Source organism: Providencia vermicola (genome assembly GCF_020381325.1).
Classification (GTDB): Bacteria; Pseudomonadota; Gammaproteobacteria; order Enterobacterales; family Enterobacteriaceae; genus Providencia; species Providencia vermicola.
Window position 1 is genome coordinate 44,134 of the sequence record NZ_JAGSPI010000011.1, and the last position, 21,420, is coordinate 65,553.

Annotated in this window: 18 protein-coding genes and 1 pseudogene; 5 read left to right on the plus strand and 14 right to left on the minus strand. The window is 46.0% G+C overall.

Going from position 1 to position 21,420, the window contains the following annotated elements:
* Window positions 1–36: 36 nt before the first annotated feature.
* Complete coding sequence (gene olsF, locus KDJ85_RS16040) at window positions 37–1,737, minus strand: bifunctional ornithine lipid synthase OlsF (RefSeq protein ID WP_225820619.1); 1,701 nt, start codon at window positions 1,735–1,737, stop codon at window positions 37–39.
* A 98-nt stretch (window positions 1,738–1,835) separates the two neighbouring features.
* Window positions 1,836–2,567 carry an SDR family oxidoreductase gene (locus tag KDJ85_RS16045; RefSeq protein ID WP_225820506.1) on the minus strand — a complete coding sequence of 244 codons (732 nt, stop codon included), beginning with the start codon at window positions 2,565–2,567 and terminating at the stop codon, window positions 1,836–1,838.
* Between the two features lie 109 nt (window positions 2,568–2,676).
* Between KDJ85_RS16045 and KDJ85_RS16050 the strand changes: the two genes are divergently transcribed.
* On the plus strand, window positions 2,677–3,498 hold the full coding sequence (locus KDJ85_RS16050) for a LysR family transcriptional regulator (protein ID WP_225820507.1): 822 nt from the start codon (window positions 2,677–2,679) through the stop codon (window positions 3,496–3,498).
* 185 nt (window positions 3,499–3,683) lie between these two features.
* On the plus strand, window positions 3,684–5,831 hold the full coding sequence (gene fdhF, locus KDJ85_RS16055; RefSeq protein WP_225820508.1) for a formate dehydrogenase subunit alpha: 2,148 nt from the start codon (window positions 3,684–3,686) through the stop codon (window positions 5,829–5,831).
* A gap of 283 nt (window positions 5,832–6,114) precedes the next feature.
* On the opposite strand, the gene KDJ85_RS16060 is transcribed toward fdhF, so the two are convergent.
* Entirely contained in the window at window positions 6,115–7,731 is a 1,617-nt protein-coding gene (locus tag KDJ85_RS16060; protein ID WP_225820509.1) for a sigma 54-interacting transcriptional regulator, read from the minus strand.
* 397 nt (window positions 7,732–8,128) lie between these two features.
* Here KDJ85_RS16060 and hydN point away from each other — a divergent pair, with 397 nt between their 5' ends.
* From hydN to hybG, 3 genes are read left to right on the plus strand one after another with little or no spacing between them, the layout of a single operon-like run.
* Entirely contained in the window at window positions 8,129–8,677 is a 549-nt protein-coding gene (gene hydN, locus KDJ85_RS16065; protein WP_225820510.1) for an electron transport protein HydN, read from the plus strand.
* A 10-nt stretch (window positions 8,678–8,687) separates the two neighbouring features.
* Window positions 8,688–9,029 (plus strand): hydrogenase maturation nickel metallochaperone HypA, encoded by a 342-nt coding sequence (hypA, locus tag KDJ85_RS16070; RefSeq protein WP_225820511.1) that lies wholly within the window; start codon window positions 8,688–8,690, stop codon window positions 9,027–9,029.
* A gap of 21 nt (window positions 9,030–9,050) precedes the next feature.
* Complete coding sequence (gene hybG / locus KDJ85_RS16075) at window positions 9,051–9,323, plus strand: hydrogenase maturation factor HybG (RefSeq protein ID WP_225820512.1); 273 nt, start codon at window positions 9,051–9,053, stop codon at window positions 9,321–9,323.
* A 54-nt stretch (window positions 9,324–9,377) separates the two neighbouring features.
* Here hybG and hycI read toward each other — a convergent pair whose 3' ends face one another.
* The 11 genes and pseudogenes from hycI to KDJ85_RS16130 all read right to left on the minus strand — a co-directional run bounded on the left by hycI (window position 9,378) and on the right by KDJ85_RS16130 (window position 20,734).
* Window positions 9,378–9,830, minus strand: coding sequence for a hydrogenase maturation peptidase HycI (gene hycI / locus KDJ85_RS16080; protein WP_225820620.1), 453 nt, complete (start codon window positions 9,828–9,830; stop codon window positions 9,378–9,380).
* A 114-nt stretch (window positions 9,831–9,944) separates the two neighbouring features.
* Window positions 9,945–10,364, minus strand: a pseudogene (locus KDJ85_RS16085) (formate hydrogenlyase maturation HycH family protein); the annotation flags it as partial.
* Entirely contained in the window at window positions 10,357–11,139 is a 783-nt protein-coding gene (locus KDJ85_RS16090; protein WP_225820513.1) for an NADH-quinone oxidoreductase subunit B family protein, read from the minus strand. The pseudogene KDJ85_RS16085 and the gene KDJ85_RS16090, both read right to left, overlap by 8 nt.
* Window positions 11,139–11,687 carry a hydrogenase 4 subunit H gene (hyfH, locus tag KDJ85_RS16095; protein WP_225820514.1) on the minus strand — a complete coding sequence of 183 codons (549 nt, stop codon included), beginning with the start codon at window positions 11,685–11,687 and terminating at the stop codon, window positions 11,139–11,141. Before hyfH ends, KDJ85_RS16090 begins: the two co-directional genes overlap by 1 nt.
* A gap of 14 nt (window positions 11,688–11,701) precedes the next feature.
* Complete coding sequence (locus tag KDJ85_RS16100; protein ID WP_225820515.1) at window positions 11,702–13,435, minus strand: hydrogenase large subunit; 1,734 nt, start codon at window positions 13,433–13,435, stop codon at window positions 11,702–11,704.
* Between the two features lies 1 nt (window position 13,436).
* Window positions 13,437–15,014: a hydrogenase 4 subunit F gene (locus tag KDJ85_RS16105; RefSeq protein ID WP_225820516.1), complete on the minus strand. Its 1,578-nt coding sequence runs from the start codon at window positions 15,012–15,014 to the stop codon at window positions 13,437–13,439.
* 4 nt (window positions 15,015–15,018) lie between these two features.
* Window positions 15,019–15,669: a hydrogenase 4 membrane subunit gene (gene hyfE / locus KDJ85_RS16110; protein WP_225820517.1), complete on the minus strand. Its 651-nt coding sequence runs from the start codon at window positions 15,667–15,669 to the stop codon at window positions 15,019–15,021.
* A 12-nt stretch (window positions 15,670–15,681) separates the two neighbouring features.
* Window positions 15,682–17,124 (minus strand): hydrogenase 4 subunit D, encoded by a 1,443-nt coding sequence (locus KDJ85_RS16115; protein WP_225820518.1) that lies wholly within the window; start codon window positions 17,122–17,124, stop codon window positions 15,682–15,684.
* Window positions 17,125–17,137: 13 nt separating this feature from the next.
* Window positions 17,138–18,088 carry a respiratory chain complex I subunit 1 family protein gene (locus tag KDJ85_RS16120; RefSeq protein WP_272516206.1) on the minus strand — a complete coding sequence of 317 codons (951 nt, stop codon included), beginning with the start codon at window positions 18,086–18,088 and terminating at the stop codon, window positions 17,138–17,140.
* Window positions 18,089–18,099: 11 nt separating this feature from the next.
* Window positions 18,100–20,115, minus strand: coding sequence for a hydrogenase 4 subunit B (gene hyfB, locus KDJ85_RS16125; RefSeq protein ID WP_225820519.1), 2,016 nt, complete (start codon window positions 20,113–20,115; stop codon window positions 18,100–18,102).
* Between the two features lies 1 nt (window position 20,116).
* Window positions 20,117–20,734 carry a 4Fe-4S dicluster domain-containing protein gene (locus tag KDJ85_RS16130; protein ID WP_206083319.1) on the minus strand — a complete coding sequence of 206 codons (618 nt, stop codon included), beginning with the start codon at window positions 20,732–20,734 and terminating at the stop codon, window positions 20,117–20,119.
* Window positions 20,735–21,420 lie beyond the last annotated feature (686 nt).

Sequence of the window (21,420 nt, forward strand, 5' to 3'; positions counted from 1 at the left end):
GCAATAAATAAAAGCACACGATGAATATATGAAAAGTTATAAGTGCACCCCAACATATCGCTGATAACGTGTTGGCTTTAGCTTGGTTAAATCCACCAACACCAAACCATCAATACAATCATTGAATGATGGGTCTGTACCAAAATCCATAAATTGCACGCCACCAGGCTCACACAGCTCAGTGTACTGCTTATAAAGTGTCGGAATAGAACACCCGATGTTATTTAATAAGCTTTTGAGTTTCACCAAGTCTTCTTGGTAATTATCACCGGCGAATTGCGCCAACACCTGCGGTAAAGAGGCTGGATAGGGCTTGTGAGATTGCGCCATTGACTGTTCAGCAGAAAAATATAAGCGGTAAAACGTGATCAATAAATCACGCGCCGCAATCGGCATCGCTCCCGAAATAGAGACAGGGCCAAATAGATAACGGTATTGGGGGTATTTGGCTAAATAAGCCCCAATGCCTAACCATAAATAATCCAACCCACGTTTTCCCCAATATTTAGGCTGAATAAAACTACGCCCTAGTTCAATACCTTGAGCAAGAATGGGAAACATGCCTTCATCATAGTGGAATAAGCTAGAGCTGTAGATCCCTGCTAACCCTTTGGCTTCAATTTGCTTTTCAGTGGGGATAAAACGATAAGCGCCAACGATATCGAGCTCATCGTCATCCCATAACACCAAGTGATAATAATCATCATCGTAGCTATCTAAATCACGGCGCTTGCCTGAACCTTCCCCTACTGCACGAAACGAAATTTCACGAAGTCGCCCTAATTCACGCAATATGGGCGAACGAACCTCTTGATGGCGCTGATAAAGGTAAATCGCTTTGCCATCTGGCGATGTCCCCAAACGCTCACAAGCCGCCAAGGCTTTTTTTAGCTCAAGTCGGTCTTCAGGTAACGCAATTGCCGCTTCGCTGCAAAACAGCCCTTCTTTCTCTTTTCCTAATAAATAGACATGGCGGCGAAAGCGTTCAGCCAATTCGTGGGCTTTCGTGTGGCCATCATACCAATGACTAAAAGGAATACGCCCTCCAACACGAATCTTGAGTTTTTTACCCCGTTGTTGAAACATTTCCCTGACTAACATCAGCGTGGACAACGGCTTGTAAAGCAATGAAGCCAAATAAAACAAATGGCTATTTCGCCCCTGAATATGCATTGGCACAATCGCAGCGCGCGCTTTCGCGGCTAAGCGTAAAAAACCCGTGCGCCAGTGATTATCGCGAATACCTTTACTACTGAGCCGTGAAACCTCTCCCGCTGGGAATACAATTAGCGCCCCGCGGTTATCCAAGTGCTGCTGCATCGCTTCCACTTGCTGGCGATTAGTGCGGTTGCTGATATTATCAACGGCAATAAATAGACTTTTTAATGGCTCAATATAATTAAGCAACTGGTTTGCAACGATTTTCACATCAGGGCGCACCGTTGCGACGGTTCTTAATAGCGCTAACCCATCCAATGAACCTATTGGATGGTTTGCCACTAAAACAACAGGGCCTTCTGCGGGGATATTCTCCAAGTCACCCTCTGTTAATTCACAGCGAATATTGAAATGCTCAATGACTTGTTCAATAAGATCCAACCCTTTCAAATGGGGGTAATCTTGGGCAAATTGACTAAATTCTTTTTCGAAAAGTAGGCGTTTTAATACACTGCGTTTCCATGCAGGCGGGGCTTGATGTGGGTATATATCGTGGAGCAAAGCATCGACACTAAACATCATGTTATCTCCATCCAAGCTGAGTTACTGCGAACTTAAGTCAGATGCATGACAACATGATGGTAGTTTTATGACAAAATGATGAAACAATGAACAGACTAAGCCTGCTGCCGAGTTGCTGCTAAAACAATCTCACGGATACACACCGATTGTGGCTGTTGGTAAGCAAAACGAATGGTATTGGCAACATCCTCTGCTGACAACACAAGTCCCCCCATCTCTTTTTTCCACTCTTGATAACCTGATTTAATCCCTTCATCTGTGGTATGGCTAAGTAACGCCGTTTCAACCGCCCCTGGAGCAATAGTGATCACACGAACACCATGTGGGGCAAGCTCTTCGCGTAAATTTTCAGAAATACCGTGCACAGCAAATTTGGTTCCCACATACGCCACATGATTTGGAAAGGTTTTTCGTCCTGCGACTGAACTAATATTAATGATGGTGCCTCTTTTACGCGCGACCATGCCATCAACAACGGCATGAATGCCATTCAACACGCCTTTAATATTCACATCCACCATGGTATCCCATTGGTTAGGGTCTTGATTAGTCATATCACCTAAAAGCATAACACCTGCGTTATTGACTAAGCCATCAACAGGGCCAAACTGCACCTCTGCTTCTTTAACGGCATTCAAAAATGCGGTTCTATCCGTAACATCTATAGTTTTACATAACGTATTAGGTAAATTTAATGCCAACATTGGCTCAATACGGCGTGCCAGTAATAAAAGTGCATAACCTTCATTGGATAACATTTTTGCCGTCGCAAGGCCAATACCTGAGCTCGCGCCAGTAATCACCACTAATGATTTTACGTTTTGCATATTGCGTCCCATATAAATTTAATTGATACCTAAAACCATGAGCAGACTATATTTCATCCGAAAGTTACATTAAAATGGTTTATTCTTCTCGCAGACATCAAAAAAACCTATGGATTATCGCCAACTTCACGCCTTTATCGCCGTTTTCGAAGAACGCAATATCACCACGGCAGCACGACGGTTATTTCTCACACAGCCTGCGCTCTCAGCAACGATCAAAACGCTGGAAGATAACCTAGGCACTCAGCTGTTTAAGCGCTTACCAAGAGGCGTTGATGTCACTGAAGATGCGCGAATTTTATACCCTCACGCACAACGCATGGTGGCTGAACTAGACACGCTGGCAAGTAGCTTTAAACGTGAAAAAAACCGCCAGCCTCTGCAAATTGGCATTGAAGAGGACATCGCTAACCAGCATGTCTGTGCGTTTGTCAAACAGGTTCAAGACCCTGATTTTCATTTATTAATTACCTTGGAGTCGGGTTGCAAAGGGGATATTCGCCTTGCCTGCGAAGAAATGCGTTGTGAGGATGAACTGTTTATTCCACTCGCGAGTGAGCCATTTGTTTTAGCCATGTCACCAGAGCACTCTCTTGCAAGTAAAGACGCCATTCAACCCGCTGATTTACACGGTTTATGTTGGGTTATGTGCCCTGAACTCACTTGGCACCAGCGTTTTTTACCGATTTACGGCGCGACGGCAAACTCCCCTTCAGCCCATGCCAGCACCTTTTCCCTCGCGCTTGGTCTAGTCGCGCTCAACTTAGGCGTGGCAATCGTGCCGCAATCCCTTGCTAGTGAACATGCCAATATTGTTTTTCACCCTTTGCCAACTCATGCACTTTCCCGGCGTATTGGCGTGTGTTATGCCATCCAATCATTATCTTCCCCTGCGGTAGAGCAGCTTATCAACCATTTGGCTCGTCAATAGCCGTCGACACTTTTGACGATCACAGAGTTCGCCAAACAGTAAAACACGATGTTAGACACATCAAAAACAATAAATTCAATCAGTTAGATAACAATAAATTTACCTTAAAAATTGGCATAAACCCTGCATTAGCTTAAGTGTTAAGGCGGCAATGACCGCTACATAAAAACACAGGAGCAATGTTGATGGAAAAAGTCATCACCGTCTGCCCGTATTGCGCCTCAGGCTGTAAAATATACCTGAAGGTGGAAAACGGGAAGATCATCGGCGCAGAGGGCGCAAATGGTCACACCAATGAAGGGGAGCTCTGCCTAAAAGGTTATTATGGCTGGGACTTCATTCACGATACGAAAATCTTAACGCCTCGCTTAAAAAATCCGATGATCCGTCGTGAGCGTGGTGGCAAACTTGAAGTGGTTTCATGGGAAGAAGCCATTGAATTTGCCAGTTCTCGATTACTGGCAATCAAAGAAAAATACGGCCCTAAAGCTATCATGACGACAGGTTCATCCCGCGGCCCAGGGAATGAAGCCAACTTTGTGATGCAAAAATTTGTTCGAGCGGCAGTCGGTAGCAATAATATCGACTGCTGCGCACGTGTCTGACACGGCCCTTCGGTTGCAGGTCTGCAGCGTTCGGTCGGTAATGGCGCCATGAGCAACTCAATTGTTGAAATTGAGGATACCAAATGTATTTTTGTCTTCGGTTACAATGCCGCGGACTCACACCCTATTGTCGCTCGCCGAATTTTAAAAGCGAAAGAAAAAGGGGCTCAAATTATTGTTTGCGATCCGCGTTATATTGAAACTGCGCGCATTGCAGATATTCACTTACCTTTGAAAAATGGGTCAAACATTGCGTTACTGAATGCGTTTGCCCATGTGATCATCGAAGAAAATCTGTATGACAAAGCGTTTATTGATGCACATACTGAAAAATTCGATGAATATCGTACCTTAGTCGCACCTTATACTCCTGAATCAGTGGAAGAAACGACAGGTATCAAAGCAGAAGACATTCGCAAAACGGCTCGCATGTACGCCAAAGCAGAAAGCGCGACAATTTTGTGGGGCATGGGTGTCACCCAGTTCTATCAAGGTGTTGAAACTGTTCAATCCCTTACTAGCCTTGCACTATTAACGGGGAATTTAGGTAAACCACATGTTGGCGTTGGCCCTGTTCGTGGTCAAAACAACGTGCAAGGTGCCTGCGATATGGGGGCACTACCAAATACTCTACCAGGCTATCAATATGTGTCGGATGCCGCTGCACTGGAAAAATTTGCCAAATTCTGGGGTATTGAAAGCATGCCTGCAGAAAACGGTATTCCACTTAGCGAAGTGCCACACTTTATTGATGAGGGCGTATTAAAAGCCCACTATGTGATGGGGGAAGACCCACTACAAACAGAGCCAGACCTCGCCACTATCCGCCGCACCTTCGATAAGCTCGAGCTATTGATTGTTCAAGATATCTTCATGACCAAAACTGCGTCGATTGCCGATGTGATTTTCCCTGCCACCTCTTGGGGGGAACATGAAGGGGTATATACCGCCGCTGACCGTGGTTTCCAACGCTTTTATAAAGCTGTTGAACCTGTTGGTGACGTGAAAACAGACTGGGAAATCATCAGCCTAATGTCAACAGCCATGGGTTACCCAATGCACTACAACAACACCAAAGAAATTTGGGATGAGTTACGTGAATTGTGCCCGATTTACTATGGCGCGACCTATGAAAAAATGGCGGACTTAGCCTATATTCAGTGGCCGTGTAAGACATTAGAAAGCCCCGGCACGGAGTATTTGTACGAAGGGGGTCAATTCGACACGCCAAATGGCAAAGGCCAATTCTTTACCTGCGACTGGCGTCCACCGATTGATCAAGTCAGCACGGAATACCCGATGGTGTTAGCGACAGTGCGTGAAGTGGGTCATTACTCCTGTCGCTCAATGACGGGGAACTGTAAAGCGTTGGCAGCATTAGCGGATGAACCTGGTTTTGTGCAAATCAATACCGCAGATGCAAAAGCGTTAGGGATAAAAGATCAGGAGCTGGTTTGGGTGGCATCACGGCAAGGCAAAGTCATTACTCGAGCCAATATCAGTGACCGACCCAATAAAGGCGCGGTATATATGACTTATCAGTGGTGGATTGGTGCCTGTAATGAGCTCGTGGCAGAAAACCTCAGCCCTATCACCAAGACCCCTGAATATAAGTACTGTGCAGTGCGAGTTGAACCAATTGCGGATCAACAAAAAGCCGAGTATTTCGTTGTTCAGGAATACACTGGAATTAAACGTCGTTTACGCGAGGCTGCAGAAGGCCTTTAATTTGCGTTAAACAATCAATTAAGCCAATGGTTTCAATCAAACCATTGGCTTTTTTTATTTAGTTGGTTAACAATAAATATATTAATGAAATATTGATAATTTGTTATTCAGTCTGATTTCAAAAAAATTAAATTATATTTGAATAAATTTAATCACAGTAGTGACTTCTAAATATAAATAATAATTAATTTCATTAAGGAAATTATTATTTATTTTCATATGACCACCAATTATACAAAAATAACAATAACCAACCTGATAAATATAATAAAAGAATAAAGAATTAGAATAAATCTTGAACCGAGATCCCTAACCGCTGCATACGTGATAATAATGTGGTGCGTTTTAACCCTAAGCGAGTTGCCGCCCCCCTCGCCCCAGCGACCACACCATTTGTTGCCCGTAGCGCCGCAATAATTCGATCCCGTTCTTCGTCGTCACTCTCGGGGGCGGCAGTTTGCATGCGCTTTTCTATAGCGCTCGGTTTTTCAAACGCATTTTTAAGGCGTGAGGGCTTTGGGATATTGAGTTCATGCAGTTGTAAATTCAAGGTATTTCCGCGGGTTAAAATCACTGCCCGCTCAATGACATTTTCCAACTCACGGACATTACCTGGCCATGGATACAATGATAGCTGCGCTAGTGCATCACGGGGGATACACTCAACTTTACGGTTCATACGCTGCGCAATTTTTTGCGTAAAATGGGTCGCAAGTAACGGAATATCTTCAGGCCTTTCACGTAGCGGAGGGATCATAATCGGAAACACATTCAGCCGATAATACAGATCTTCGCGGAACTCACGCTCATCCGTCATGCCCTTTAAATCACGGTTAGTTGCCGCAATCAAGCGCACATCCACAGGAATGACTTTGTTACCTCCAATACGTTCTATTTCACGTTCTTGCAGCACGCGAAGTAATTTTGGTTGCAATTCCAATGGCATATCGCCGATTTCATCTAAAAAAAGCGTGCTTTTATCCGCCATTTCAAAGCGGCCAATGTGCGTGGTCGTTGCCCCAGTAAACGCGCCTTTGTCATGACCAAATAAGTCACTTTCTAACAAGCCTGAAGGGATAGCGGCGCAATTCATTTTAATAATTGCACGGCGATGTCGGTCACTTAGCCTGTGAATAGCGCGAGCAATTAGCTCTTTACCTGTCCCTGTTTCCCCTAAAATCAATACGGTACTGTCGCTGCGTGCCACTAAATCCACTTGGTCGAGCACATTACGCATGGCTGCACTTTGGAAAATAATTTCACTAAAGCTTTCATTGCCGTGAATTTGCTCATTCAGCCAGAGATTTTCATTTTTTAGGCTATCTTTTAAACGTGTAATTTCACCATATGCCGCCGCATTATCCACCGCAATCGCAAAACGCGCCGCAATCTGCTTGAGTAAATTGCAGTTATCGTCGGTGAAAATGCGGGTATCTTCATGGGATAATACCAAAACACCAAGGGGTTTGTGGTTAAATGCTAACGGTAGTAATAATGTTTCCATCATCCCTTGAGCACACACGTGTTGATACAGCGGGTCTTGGGTAGATTGGTCAAGAGTCAACCGCATAGATTGGTTATTTTCAAGTACTTGTGTTAAATCAGGGTGTAATTCGTTTAAGTGATATTGGGTCTTTTCGACGGGTTTTCCGCGGCGATAATAACTTGAATAACAAAGGTATACCGCGGAGCTATAATTATCACACAGGGCGATACTAATTTGGCTAATACCGAAAAAACGGTAAATTTCCCGAGACACTTCTGCAACTAATCCATCCATTTCTAAGTGTGATAAAACGGAATTAGTAATATCTACCAGTATTCGATATTGGTCGCGTTCATGGCGTATACGTTCATTGCTTTCAGAGATCCCCACAAATACCCCATTCTTTTTAATCATTTCCTTGAGATGTTATAAACACTCAAACTAATGGCCATTGATATAATTGAACATCAATACGACACCAAATAAGATTATTGTAATGACTCTAAAGAAAAATAATATCATTGACTGATTTAACTTTGATCCAATCCCCTATTTTTTTATGTAAATTAAAATGTAATATATTTTTTTATATAACGATTAAAATTAAACATCGTCATTATTGTCGAAAACGTGTCGAATATATTTTTCTCCACAAATAAAACACCTCGTTATTTATTAATTCGCTGATTTAACTGAATTTAATTATTCCATCAATTTGGCACGATCCATGCTTATAACTGAGTATCTAAATTGAAAACAATTACATCGGAACGTTGAATGTATTGTCTTATCTATCATTCAGGAGAGTAGGATGAACCGTTTCATCATTGCAGATCCAAAAAAATGCATTGGCTGCCATACCTGTGAAGTTGCGTGTGTGGTGTCCCACCAAGAACAAGAAACGGGGATCGCCACGGTCGTCAAAGATGAATTTTTCCCGCGTATTCATGTACTAAAAGGTTATACCGTCAGTACGGCGGTGGTATGCCGCCAATGTGAGGATGCCCCTTGTGCTAATGTGTGTCCAAATGGTGCGATTAGCCGTAAAGATGATTTTGTCTATGTTGACCAATCAAAATGTATTGGCTGTAAAACCTGTGTCATCGCCTGCCCTTACGGCACCATGGAAGTCATTAGCCGCCAAGTCGACCAACAAGTGACCGCACTCAATACCATTCCACAATACCGTGCTGAAGCCCATAAATGTGATTTGTGCCATACCCGTGAAGGCGGGCCTGCGTGTGTAGAAGTGTGTCCAACCGAAGCATTAATGATTGTCGATAGAAACCGCATGGATGAAATCGTTAAAGAACGTCGACGCCGCGCTGCCTTTGAAATTCCCCCTGAAATCTTATTGTAAGGAGCGTGCCATGCATGAGGTCGCATTATGCCAAAATGCCTTTGAAATCATTGAACAGCACGCTAAGCAAAACCATGCACAGCGCGTCACAGGGGTTTGGCTCGAATTAAGTGCGGTCTCTTGTGTTGAAGAGTCTGCAGTGCATTTTTGCTTCGACATTATTTGCCGCAATACCCTTGCGCAAGGGGCTACACTCCATGTGTCTACCGTGCCCGCGCAGGCACAATGCCGCGATTGCCAACGTACCGTGCAAATTACCCAATTTGAAACGGGCTGCCCACACTGTGGCAGCCGAAACTTGCACGTAGACAGCAGCAGTAGCATGCAGGTCAAACAGATTGAAGTTGAATAATATTCTATGTAGGAGTTTGTTATGTGTTTAGGCATCCCTGGAAAAGTGGTCAGCGTAGGCGAGTCCCCAATGGATACCGCCCAAGTTGAAGTCTGCGGCGTCAAACGCGATGTGAATATTGCGCTGGTGTGTGAAGGGGAAACTGCTGCAATGATTGGCAAATGGGTGCTTGTCCACGTGGGCTTTGCGATGAGTATCATTGATGAACAAGAAGCACAAGACACCCTCGCCGCATTAATGGCAATGGAAGAAGTCGAGGAAGATGTAGGCTACTTTTTACGAGGTAATGCTTAAACCGAGGACAAATCGCAGTGCCTCACCGCACTGCGATCTCCCCTGAGGGACTGTTTACTCCCCCTCAAACAGGGTAAATCCGCCTAACCCTTGCCACTGAGGTAATGCGGCATACACTTGTTGCACTGCCGAAATCACCTTCTCATTCATTGGCATATAAAAACCCACTAAGTCTGGCTGAATACCCAAGAAAATAATCTCTTCGATATCCTCTTTTAATTGGTCGATTAAAAAATTGAGCGGCAAATTATGGGTACTCATAATAAACATTTCAGCGATATCATCGGGGTCAATAATTCGTATTTCCCCTGCTGCTAAGCCAATATCGGCAGCATCCACAATCAGCAAGCGCTGGGGTTTTAATGCACGTACTTGGTGAGACACGCTTTCAGGGCTGCTCCCGCCGTTAATTGCCTGCCAGCCTTCAATCGGGTTAGCCTCCATTAAATCGAATAACATCGGCCCTGCACCGTCATCCCCCATCATGCTATTACCAACTGCCAGCATCAGGTTTTGCACAGGCTGTTGGTTCTGTTTGGGCAATACTTTTTCGGTAGCCCATTCATCGCCTAGTGATGACGAACTTTGTCGGGTTGTATGCCCTACCCCCTGTCGCTTCACAATCAAATAAATGGCGGGTTCTCGCTCAATTTCGCCTAGAAGCTGAATCAGCGTTTCGCTCCACGCTTGGTAAGGGGACTGCGGGTCTTTGGCAAAGCCATCTAATGCCAGCGCCAACATATTGGTGTGGGTCGAGTCGATATTAATTTCACCAAAGGTGATTAAGCCTTGTAACTTACGACGAGCCTCCCCCTCAGGTAAGGCTTGAACCCAAGACTGATAACCTGCTAGCGGGCAAACTAACTCGGTTTTCAAGCAATCAATCATCCCAACGTGGTGGCCGATCGCCAGTGAGTAATACATCACTTGTTGGGCATCTTCTGGAATGTCATCGTCACTGTCGACAAACTTTTGGCGCAAAGACCAAAAAAAGACTTCGCCTTCCGTTGGCAAAGCGCTAGCCGAAGCTGGACTAGTCATGAATGCCTCCTTGCTTCAACACAGTGACTAAACGGTTAACAATGTCACGCAGACGGGGGTCTTGTTCTTCGTTAAGCCACGTTTGTAACGTACTTTGAACTTGGGCAGGGCTTGCGCCATCTAATAAAGATAAAAATTGGTCACTAATTTCACGGCCTTGGTAATAACCCGCTTGACGGCGCGCTTCACGTTCGATCATCACACGAGTGGCTAATGGAATTGATGGCAATAGAAGCTCTACTCGTTCACCATCAGCTTCATGGTGATCTTGCGCTGACAATTTTTGTTTCAGTAAGCCCAGTGCTACAGCAAAACCATAAATGGTCGCCGCAGGTGTGGGTGGGCAACCAGGGATCCATACATCAATTGGCACGATGTGCTCGCTGCCACCCCACACACAATACAAATCATGAAAAATACCGCCGCCGCAACCACACGCCCCATACGAGATACAAATTTTTGGGTCGGGTGCGGACTCATAAGCCCGCAGTGCTGGCATGCGCATGGCGCGAGTCACTGCGCCAGTAAATAACAAAATATCCGCATGACGCGGGGAGGCAACCACTTTAATCCCAAAACGTTCGGCATCAAAAACGGGGGTAATTGCCGAGAAAATTTCGATTTCGCAGCCATTACAGCCACCACAGTCAACACGATACACATAGGCAGAGCGCTTGATGTCTTTGAGCAGCGTACTTTTCAGTTTAGCCACTTGCTCATCCAATTGGATAGGCTGGCTAACGTGATGATTAACAGGAATATCTGGCAGACTCATTATTTATCTCCCTCAATGTGCAAGCGGAAATTTTGGCGGCCATTGTTCAGCAAATTGTTTTTTTGTTTACAAGATGGACAGGTTTCATACATTGGGCGGAGTGCTTCAATACCGCTTTCTTCGATACCTGATGCCACCATTAATGCCATCGCGTAATCCACCGATTTTTTAGGGGCGAATGCTTCGCCACATTCGCGGCAATGTTGTAAGCGGAAAGTACCTTTCATGTACAAGTCAGCCTTGTTCATGACTGCTGTTTCAAATTCTTCCGTTAAATGGATAGCACGAGTCGGGCACACCTCTTCGCAACGGGCACAGTAGATGCAGCGCCCGAGAAATAACTGCCAACGACGCTCACCATTTGCTAAGTCAGTTTCCATGGTTAATGCATTGGCGGGACATGCCGAAATACAAGCCCCACAGGCAATACACTGCTGTGGGTCATACTCGGGTTTACCGCGAAATCCGTGTGCCACTTCGAGAGGCTTGAACGGGTATTTCACCGTTGCCGTTCCTGCATTTTGAAGGGTTTTAAACAGTTTAAACATAATATGCCCTCCGCCTATTTCATTATCGACGTTTTACGGTCGATGCTGTACTGCTCAAGTTCTTTGTATGCCACTGTTTTCGCTTTACGTTTTTTCACGTCCACCAGCGTCACACGGTCGGTACAAGAGTAACAAGGGTCAAGACTACCGATGATCAGCGGCGCATCAGAAACGGTATTACCTTGCAGCATATAGCGCAGCACTGGCCAGTTGGCATAGGTCGCCGCACGACAACGCCAGCGATACAGTTTTTGGTTATCCCCTAACATGCTCCAGTGAACATCTTCCCCACGCGGCGCTTCGGTATAGCCCAACGCAAATTTATGCGGTTGATAGGTAAAGCCTTCTGTGAGGATTGGCCCTTCTGGCATGTTATCCAGTGCGTATTCAATCATCGACAAGGAATCCAGTGTTTCTTTAATACGCACCATCACCCTTGAATACACATCGCAGCCATCAAGACTGAATAAGGTTTTTGGTAAGTTGCCATAATCAGCAAATGGGTGGTCAAAGCGCACATCACGTTTAAAACCACTCGCGCGGATCATGGGCCCGACAGGGCTGTAATCACGAGCAACTTGTGGTTCTAAACGTCCCACCCCCACGGTACGCTGCTCCATATTTGGCGTACTCAGTAGCATATCCACTAATTGAGTGACGTCGCGGCGCATTTCTTGTACCAATTGAATGGTTTTTACGCGCTGTTCTTTGAGAAAATCACGGCGAACACCACCAATCAGGTTAGTTCCGTAAGTTTTACGCGCTCCTGTCAGTAACTCCGCCATGGTCATGGATTTTTCACGCACACGGAAAAACTGCATAAACCCTGTGTCAAACCCCGTAAAGTGACTCGCTAGGCCAATATTTAGCAAGTGGCTATGAAGACGCTCAACTTCTAAAAGGACACTGCGAATGGTGTGCGCACGTTGCGGCACGTAGATACCAAGAGCATTTTCTACGGATGAGGTATACGCCACACTGTGAGTAAAGCCGCAGATCCCGCAGACACGGTCAGATAAAAACGTCACTTCGTTATAGCCCATACGAGTTTCCGCGAGTTTTTCCATCCCACGGTGCACATAGAACATACGGTAATCCGCATCGACAATACGCTCACCATCGACGAATAAGCGGAAGTGACCTGGTTCATCAGAAGTAATATGCAATGGGCCGATTGGCACAACACGGCTCTGGGTTTTGCTGTCGTTAATAAACTCGTAGGTTTCAGTATCTGTGGTTGGTGCTGGGCGCTGGCGATAGTCCATCGTGTCTTTACGCAGCGGGTATAAATCTTCAGGCCAATCATCGGGCAACACTAAGCGACGCTCATCAGGTAAACCAACAGGACGCAGGCCGTACATATCGCGGATTTCACGTTCTCCCCACACTGCAGCAGGGACACGCGGCGTTACAGACGGGAACTCTTGGGTGATTGGGCTGACAAACGCTTTTACCGTTACCCAACATTTCTCCCCCTCTTCCATGGAAAGCGCGTAATACACGGCAAACTGGCCATTGAGCGGGCGCTCATCATTGCCCCATAAAACAGGTAACCAACCGCCACAGCCGTAGTAAAGAAACTCTACCACTTCAGGTAGCATATCCGTTTTTACGGTAATGGTGAGCTGATTAGCGGTTTGCCACTCTTCATCCAGTACCGCATGGGGAAATTTCTCGCGGACTTGTGCCAGGTAGCCAACGCCTTTACGAACGCCTTGAAGGGTATCTGTATAGTTCTGATAGCTCACGTTATTTCTCCTGCACTGATGCGGTAGAGGCGCTAGCACCCCACGGCCATTGATAATATATTTGAGTAGATTCTGTTGATGCTGCGCTATCGGTTAAGACAATGGTGGCAGCATTTTCAAGTAAGCGGCTTACAGGCTGTGGAATATGCGTTCCCATCACTAACATCAATACGATGAGAATAGCCATTGGCAATGTGGTTAAAATGCCCAGTTCACCACGGGACACGCAATCAGGTTGCGCGCCAAATAAGGTTTTCGAAATCATGCGCACCAACCCGCCTAACACGATAGTGATCAATACTAAAACCAACAGTGTTAACCAAAAATGGTCAGCCGCGATCCCCGCAACCACAATCATGAATTCACTGAGAAAAATATTGAATGGTGGCATCCCGCCAAGGGCTAATGCGCCTCCAGCAAATACCACTGCTGTAAATGGCATGGTACGCAGTAGGCCTTTCACCACGGTGATATCTCGCGTACCGTATTTCAATAGAACATTCCCAGAACCACAGAACAGCAAGGTTTTACCCAAGCTATGGTTCAAGGTATGCAGCAGCGCTGCTAACACGCCGAGTGGGCCACCAATACCTAACGCCACCGCAATCAGCCCCATGTTTTCCACGCTGGAATAGGCCAGCAGGCGTTTCATATCTTTTTGCACTAAGATAAAAAATGCCGCAACAGCCACTGAGAGCAAGCCAAATACCAGCAACAGCGTTTGAGTGAATTCGCCGCCGATCGCCGAGGTTACAATGATGTAATAGCGAATGATGATCAGCAGCGAGCAGTTAAGCAGTACCGCAGACAGTAATGCAGACGTTGGACTTGGCGCTTCACTGTGCGCATCGGGTAACCAAGCATGCATTGGGAATAGGCCCGTTTTGGTACCAAAGCCAATTAGTACGAAAACAAAGGCTAGGTGCATCAAGGTTGGGTCGAGTAATTCAGTGTATTTCAACACTTCGGTCCAGAAAATGGCCAGTTCAGGGTTTGGCATCACATTGACCGCATTCGCATACACTAGAATTGTCCCGAACAGACCAAATGCCACACCCACACTACAAATAATGATGTATTTCCACGCCGCTTCCAGTGAAGAACGCTGCCCGTAAATACCCACTAAGAACGCCGAACTCAGTGTGGTTGCCTCCACCGCTGCCCACATTAAAATCAAGTTATTACTGGTGATCACTAACAGCATGGTAAATAAGAATAAGTGGAAGAAACCATAGTAATTACATAATGTTCCTACACTAATTTCACCGTCTGCCACTTCATGATTCATATAACCGATGGAATACAAACCCGTTAAGAAGCCGACAATACCTAAGATGGCGAGAAATAACCCTGCAAGGCTATCCAAATGGATCCAATTCCCTGCCATCAGTAAATCACCAACCTCACTGATGGTATTGACCATCCACAATGACAAAACCAACAGCGCGACAATACCAACGGCATGCACCAGTGTGACAGCTGGCTTTGCACCGCTGCCCAGCAATCGGCACGCAAAAGCCAACAGTGAAATCACCAATGGTGTTGCCATTAATAGCGTTAACAACATACTTTGACTCATCTCATCACCCCTTCAGCGCGGTCAGTTGATCCACGTTCAGTGTGTTGAGCGTGCGATAGATTTTACGCGCCAGTACCGCCATGATAATCACAGCGAAAATCGCATCAGTAGCAATACCGATTTCCACTAGCTCAGGCGCTTTATAAGCAAGTAAGGCCAAGGTTAGGTGAGAGCCGTTTTCCATCAAGCAGTAACCAAACGCCTGTTTGAGGATATTGCGCTGCGTCACGATGCACAGTAGGCCTAACATAAAGTGGCCGAGGGAGACTGCCAGCGCAGGTTTAAGCTCTGTGGCAATCGGCAATTTGATAGGCTCGACCACAAACCAGCACAACACCACAATCACTGCCGCCGCTAACATTAACCACGCAGGGCTGATCACTCCACCGTTGGCTGACGGGTCAGACAGCTTGCAAAATGCATAACCTAAAATCACAGGAACTAAAATGACCTTGGTGATAAAAGCCGAACCTGCCCACATGGCTAATTCAGGCGCGTTGAGGGTCTGGGACAAGGTGCCAAAAATCGCCACTAACACCAGCGATTGCAAGGCATAGAACCAGCACGAGGCCACAGGGCGCTTCGCCCCGATAACCAGTAGCGAGGTGATCATCATCAATCCCGCTAAATTATTCACAATCATGGAACCAGTCATACTTTCTCTCCCTTAATTGAGCCAGATGACGGCGATGACACTCGAACAGAAGGACATCACGATCAGCAAACCAATCACCCACTGCATTGCCCATGGAACCGCGCTACCATTCGCCACTTCCTCACTTGGCTCACCAGGCACCACTTTACCGAACCAGTACAACAGCCACGCAAAGCTCGCAACCGATTCAATCAATACCAGCACCATGATTGGTGTGAGTATCCAGAAGTGTTCAGAAAGGGCGAAGCCTGCTGCGAAGATAGGGAATTTACTGAAGAAGCCGTTAAGTGGTGGTACCCCAGCAATTGCCAGTGCGGCAACGCAGAACCCCACGCCCAACAATGGGTAACGTTTTGCTAAGCCACGTAAACGTGGCAACATCCGTGTTCCACAGCTATAACTCAGCGCGCCTGCAACCAAGAAAAACAAGCTTTTGGCAAATGCGTGGTTAAAGATATAGGCGATGCCCCCTTGGAAGGCCTCCTTCGAGCCAAAAACAGATAACGACAAGGCAAGGAAGATATAAGCCAGTTGAGTGATGGTTGACCATGCAAGCAGACGTTTCATGTCTTTTTGTGGCAGGTACATCATAAAACCATACACCAGAGTGATGACTGCCATCACCACGCCTACCCAACCAATAATTTCAGGCACATGATCCGAAGACATCAAGCTGCGGGCGAAAATATACACCCCAACTTTTACCATCGATGCCGCATGTAAGTAAGCACTGACGGGGGTCGGTGCCTCCATGGCATCAGGCAGCCATGCTTGCAGAGGCAGTTGGGCTGATTTCCCCCATGCCGCAAACAAAATTCCGCCAAACACAATCAAACTTGCAGACTCATTGAGCTGGCCAATGGCACTTAACGCGAATGTCCCTGTGTTGATAAATAAGGTGGCAGCAGCCAAGTACAGCCCTAACGAACCAATGTGGGTGATAAGCAGTGCTTTCATCGCACTGCGTTGGGATTTTTCGGTTTGATAATAACCAATCAATGCCCAAGAGCATCCCCCTGTAATTTCGAAGAAGACCAACTGACCTAAAATAGTGGACGATAACACCACGCCAGCCATTGCTCCGATAAATATCAGCAAGAACGCATAATAACGGCGGGTTGGCCCATGGGCGTGTTCACGGTTCCCCTCAGTCAAATAACCCGTTGAATATAAACAGATTAAAAAACCCAAGAACACGACGGCAAAAGCAATCAAGGTACTGACACCATCAATCGTGAAGCCAAATAGTTCGACCTCCCCTGCTTGAATTAGCGTCAGTGAGGTGGCGACTTTACCACCCGATAAATACAACCAGCCGAGTATTCCTGTGCCGATTGAAGCAATCAATGCAACAATGGTGCTCAGCCACGGTGCCATGCGAGTGGGTAAGCTACTCACCAGTAACGCGCCAATAAATGGAATAAGTAGCGTGGCGAGTGCAATATTTTCTAACATGCTATGTCGCTCCTTATAGGCCAGTGAGGTAAAAAACGAATCCGAGTGCCGCAACACCGAATCCTAGCCAAGTCACATGGTGTGTCAGTAAGAAACGCCCACGCGCCAAACTGTTTTCCACCAATGACGCCAGCACAAAAATCACCAGTAATTTCACCAGCAACAGCACTAACGCAATCAACAAGCTTCCCACTGTCAACACACTGGCATTACCAAATGGGAAAAAGATGGATAAAAACAGCACCGCCACAATCACTTGTTTGAGGCCAATACCCCATTTCACTAACGCTAAACCTGAACCTGAATACTCCGTTAACGGCCCTTCTTGTAACTCTTGCTCTGCTTCTGCCACATCAAACGGGATTTTCCCCATTTCAATAAAGGTGGCAAAACCACACGCTAACAGTGCTAAAAAAGTGGCGGTGGGCGAAATCCAGCCTTCGCTCATCACCGAACTAATGGTGCCGATATTGGTTGAGCCAGCGATCAGCGCCACCACCAATAAGCCAAGGAATAAAATCGGTTCGACTAATACCCCAAGCGTGAGCTCACGACTTGCCCCAATCCCTGCAAACGGGCTACCTGTGTCCAAACCTGAAAGTGAAAAGAAAAAGCGGAAAAGGGCAAAAATGTACAGCACGATAATTAAGTCGCCTGCCCCACTAAACAGGGAATTCAATGTGAAAACGGGCAAAGCCATCGCTAACAGCAGCATACTGCCAAGCAGCACATACGGCATGATGCGAAAGATAGCCCCTGAGTCACGTGGCGCAACAGATTGGCGTTTTAGCAGTTTGGTAATATCGCGGTAATCCTGCCAAATACCAGGACCTTGGCGCGAGTGCATTTTGGCGCGAATTTGCCGTGAAATACCCGTGAATAACGGGGTTAACAGCAGCAAAATAACGGCTTGAATTACGGCAAAGAAGCCCATCATCAATGTCGGTGTTTCTTGAATTGTCATGATTTCTCCCCTTACGCCGCGATCACGACGAGCAACACCACCAACGCAGCAACGACATACAGGCAATACAGTCTGAAGTCCCCACCTTGTAAGCACTGCATGCGCTTCGCAATTCGATTGATACAACGGACGAATGGGTAAATAATTTTTTCATCCCAGAAAGGCTCGACTTGCCCCGCCCCTGCTTTCGTCACTTCCAAGGTTTGCGCTAACCGTGCCGATGGGTCGAGTTGTTCACGCATGCGATATAGTGGCGCAAACATAGAACGCAACGGTTGAGTGAAGCCCCCCGCAGACACAGACATGTCTTTTTCCCATGCGTAACCACATGCCCACGCATCGCCTTTGCGGCGAAAGCCCATTTGTTTGCCTTTGAATGCCAAGTAAATAATGAACGGAATAAGCGGTAAGGCGAGTAATAGAACGAAGGTCATCGCTGGAGAGATCATCGCTTGTGCCGCGCTATCAGGCATTAACATCGCCCCTTGGGCGACGGTAATATCCGTTGCGCTAGTTAATGACATCGCCACATTTGCCAATACTGGGGCAATCACGCTGGCACCCACGCCTAAGATCACGCAGATAGCAGCTAAAATCAGCATCGCCGCAGTCATTGTCCAAGGCACTTCCCGCGCTTTAGTGGCTTGTTCGCTGCGCGCGCCGCCACAAAAACTCACCCCGTACACTTTCACAAAACACATCGCTGCCAACGCCCCTGTGATAGCTAACATCACAATGGCGATAGGGCCACTGATACGCATGATGAATGTGCCTTCATGGCTCATTGAGAAAAGGGATTGATAGGTGTACCACTCACTGACAAAACCGTTTAAGGGTGGTAACGCTGAAATCGCCATACAGCCGATTAAAAAGGCCGTTGCCGTTAGTGGCATGAGTTTCGCTAATCCACCCATTTTCTCCATATCACGGGTATGAATGCGGTAAATCACCGCCCCAGCCCCAAGGAATAACAGCCCTTTAAATACTGCGTGGTTGAGCAAGTGGTAAACCGCACCGAGCAAGCCAATGGTCGCCAATACAGGCATATTATTTGCCATACCGACCATGCCAACACCAACCCCCATCAAGATGATCCCGATGTTTTCAACGGTATGCCAAGCGAGTAAGCGCTTAATATCGTGCTCTGCCAGTGCGTACATGACGCCAAGGACAGAAGACACGGCACCAAAGGCCAACACCACAATACCCCACCAGCCTTGGGTTGCACCTAATAGGTCGATACCCACTTTGATGATCCCAAAGATACCGATTTTCACCATCACCCCTGACATCAAAGCGGAGGCGTGTGACGGGGCTGCGGGGTGAGCTTGCGGTAACCAACTGTGTAATGGGAGCATCCCTGCCTTGGCGCCAAAGCCAAAAAATCCCAATAAAAACACGACGGATGCCATGGTTGGCGAAAGAGTGAGTTGGCGGAAGGAATCGAAATCTAAGCTGCCACTTTGTCGCCACATTAAGAAGAACGCTATCATGATCAAAATCGACCCTGCGTGGGCGATAAAGAAATACAGCAGGCCGGCACGAATCGATTTGTCGTCTTGGTCAGCAATGACGAGAAACCAAGATGCGAGTGACATCATCTCAAATAAGATAATGAAATAAAACGCATTATCCATCACCACTAAAGCCACCATCGAGGCGATAAACAGATTGAGGAAAAACCCCATGCTCCACGCCCCACGTCCGCAATATTCTTGAACATAGTTCAATGAATACAGGGCACTAACGGTAACCAGCAGCGAAATCACCATCACCATAAAGGCGGCTAAGCTATCCATCCGCACCACAAAATGAGCAAACGGGAATGGCCCTTGCGCCATATACGTCAGAACCTCACCGTTCATTAAGACGGGGATGGCGCTGCATAGCCCCAATAATCCACCAATGATTGCCGAAATCCCCGCCACATAAATAGCGATTTTTTCTTGGCGCTTAAACAGCAGTGAAGCAAACCCACCGACGGTATATAAGGCAATTGACCACAAAAGTAATTGAAGCGCTGTCATGTTAGAGGTTCTCCTGCCGTGAGACAAAAATGTCGAACTCTGGCGGCATCGCATCGACAGACGCATTGCGGCGTTTCGCACTTTCGTGTTCCAATTGGTTTTCCTCAACCAGATGGAGGGCATCGGTTGGGCAAACCTTCACACATGCAGGGCCATCTTCGCTAAAGTCACATAAATCGCATTTCACGGCGATATTGCGAATACCCGCATTCCACGCTAAGAATGGGTTCATGGTCGGTAAACTGTCTGGCACATCGAGCAGCATTTCTTTTGGCACATACTGCTCAAAGAAATCAGGCATATCGACAGGTTTACTGCCTGATGGCGTAATCGCCCCAAACGGGCACACTAAACCACAGAGCTTACACCCGATGCACAGGCTCTCATTCAACACGATCATGTCATTTTCATGTGTAATCGCATTCACTGGGCACACCCGCGCACACGGTGCATCGTCACACTGACGGCACAGCATCGGGGCGGTTAGCTCTCCTACTTTCACCACACTCAGTCTCGGATGTGACTGTAATCCCTGTGCTTTATGTGTTTCTGAGCACGCTGCCATACAGGTATTACATCCGATACAGAGTTGCGGGTCGGCAATCACAAAGCGATTCATTCGCCTTACCCTCCAATCAAATTGGTCGAATTATTAATATTGATAGGATGGTATTAGCATATTTCATGCCATGATTATTTTTGTTATTTATCAAATAATTAAATAAAAAACATAAAGGGTTCGACACTAATGACGATGAAGTTAGGGTGGTAAATGGCCATTATCGACACGCATCTGCAATCGCAAAGATTTTCGAAGGAAATGAATTTTAGAGGGGGATTCACTGAATGAATCATTTTTAACGATTTTGCGATAATAAGATAAAAATAATTCACTATTTTTACCTCATTATTTTTAATTTACGTTTTATTTATTTCTTTATTTGATTCATTTTAAATATGCATTTAATTTACAATAAACCTAAAACCTGACTTAAATTATATTGAAATTGGTTAAATTTACTTAAATTATTTGAATTAGTAGTAAAGTCATCATTAATGACCAGTCAGTGATAATTAATAATTTCAAATAAAAACAAAATCAAACAAATAAAAATAACAAAATTAAATCAGTTAGTTATATCAACTTAAAAGCGATAAAAATATATTTTATTCTTATTGATAGGCAAATCTTATTTCAGCAATCGATTAAACCAATGGTTATCATTGATAAAAATCAAGAACCATTGCGATTTATTTATCCATCATAGTCCAGCTATAGAATTATATTAACTAAAAATATTTAAT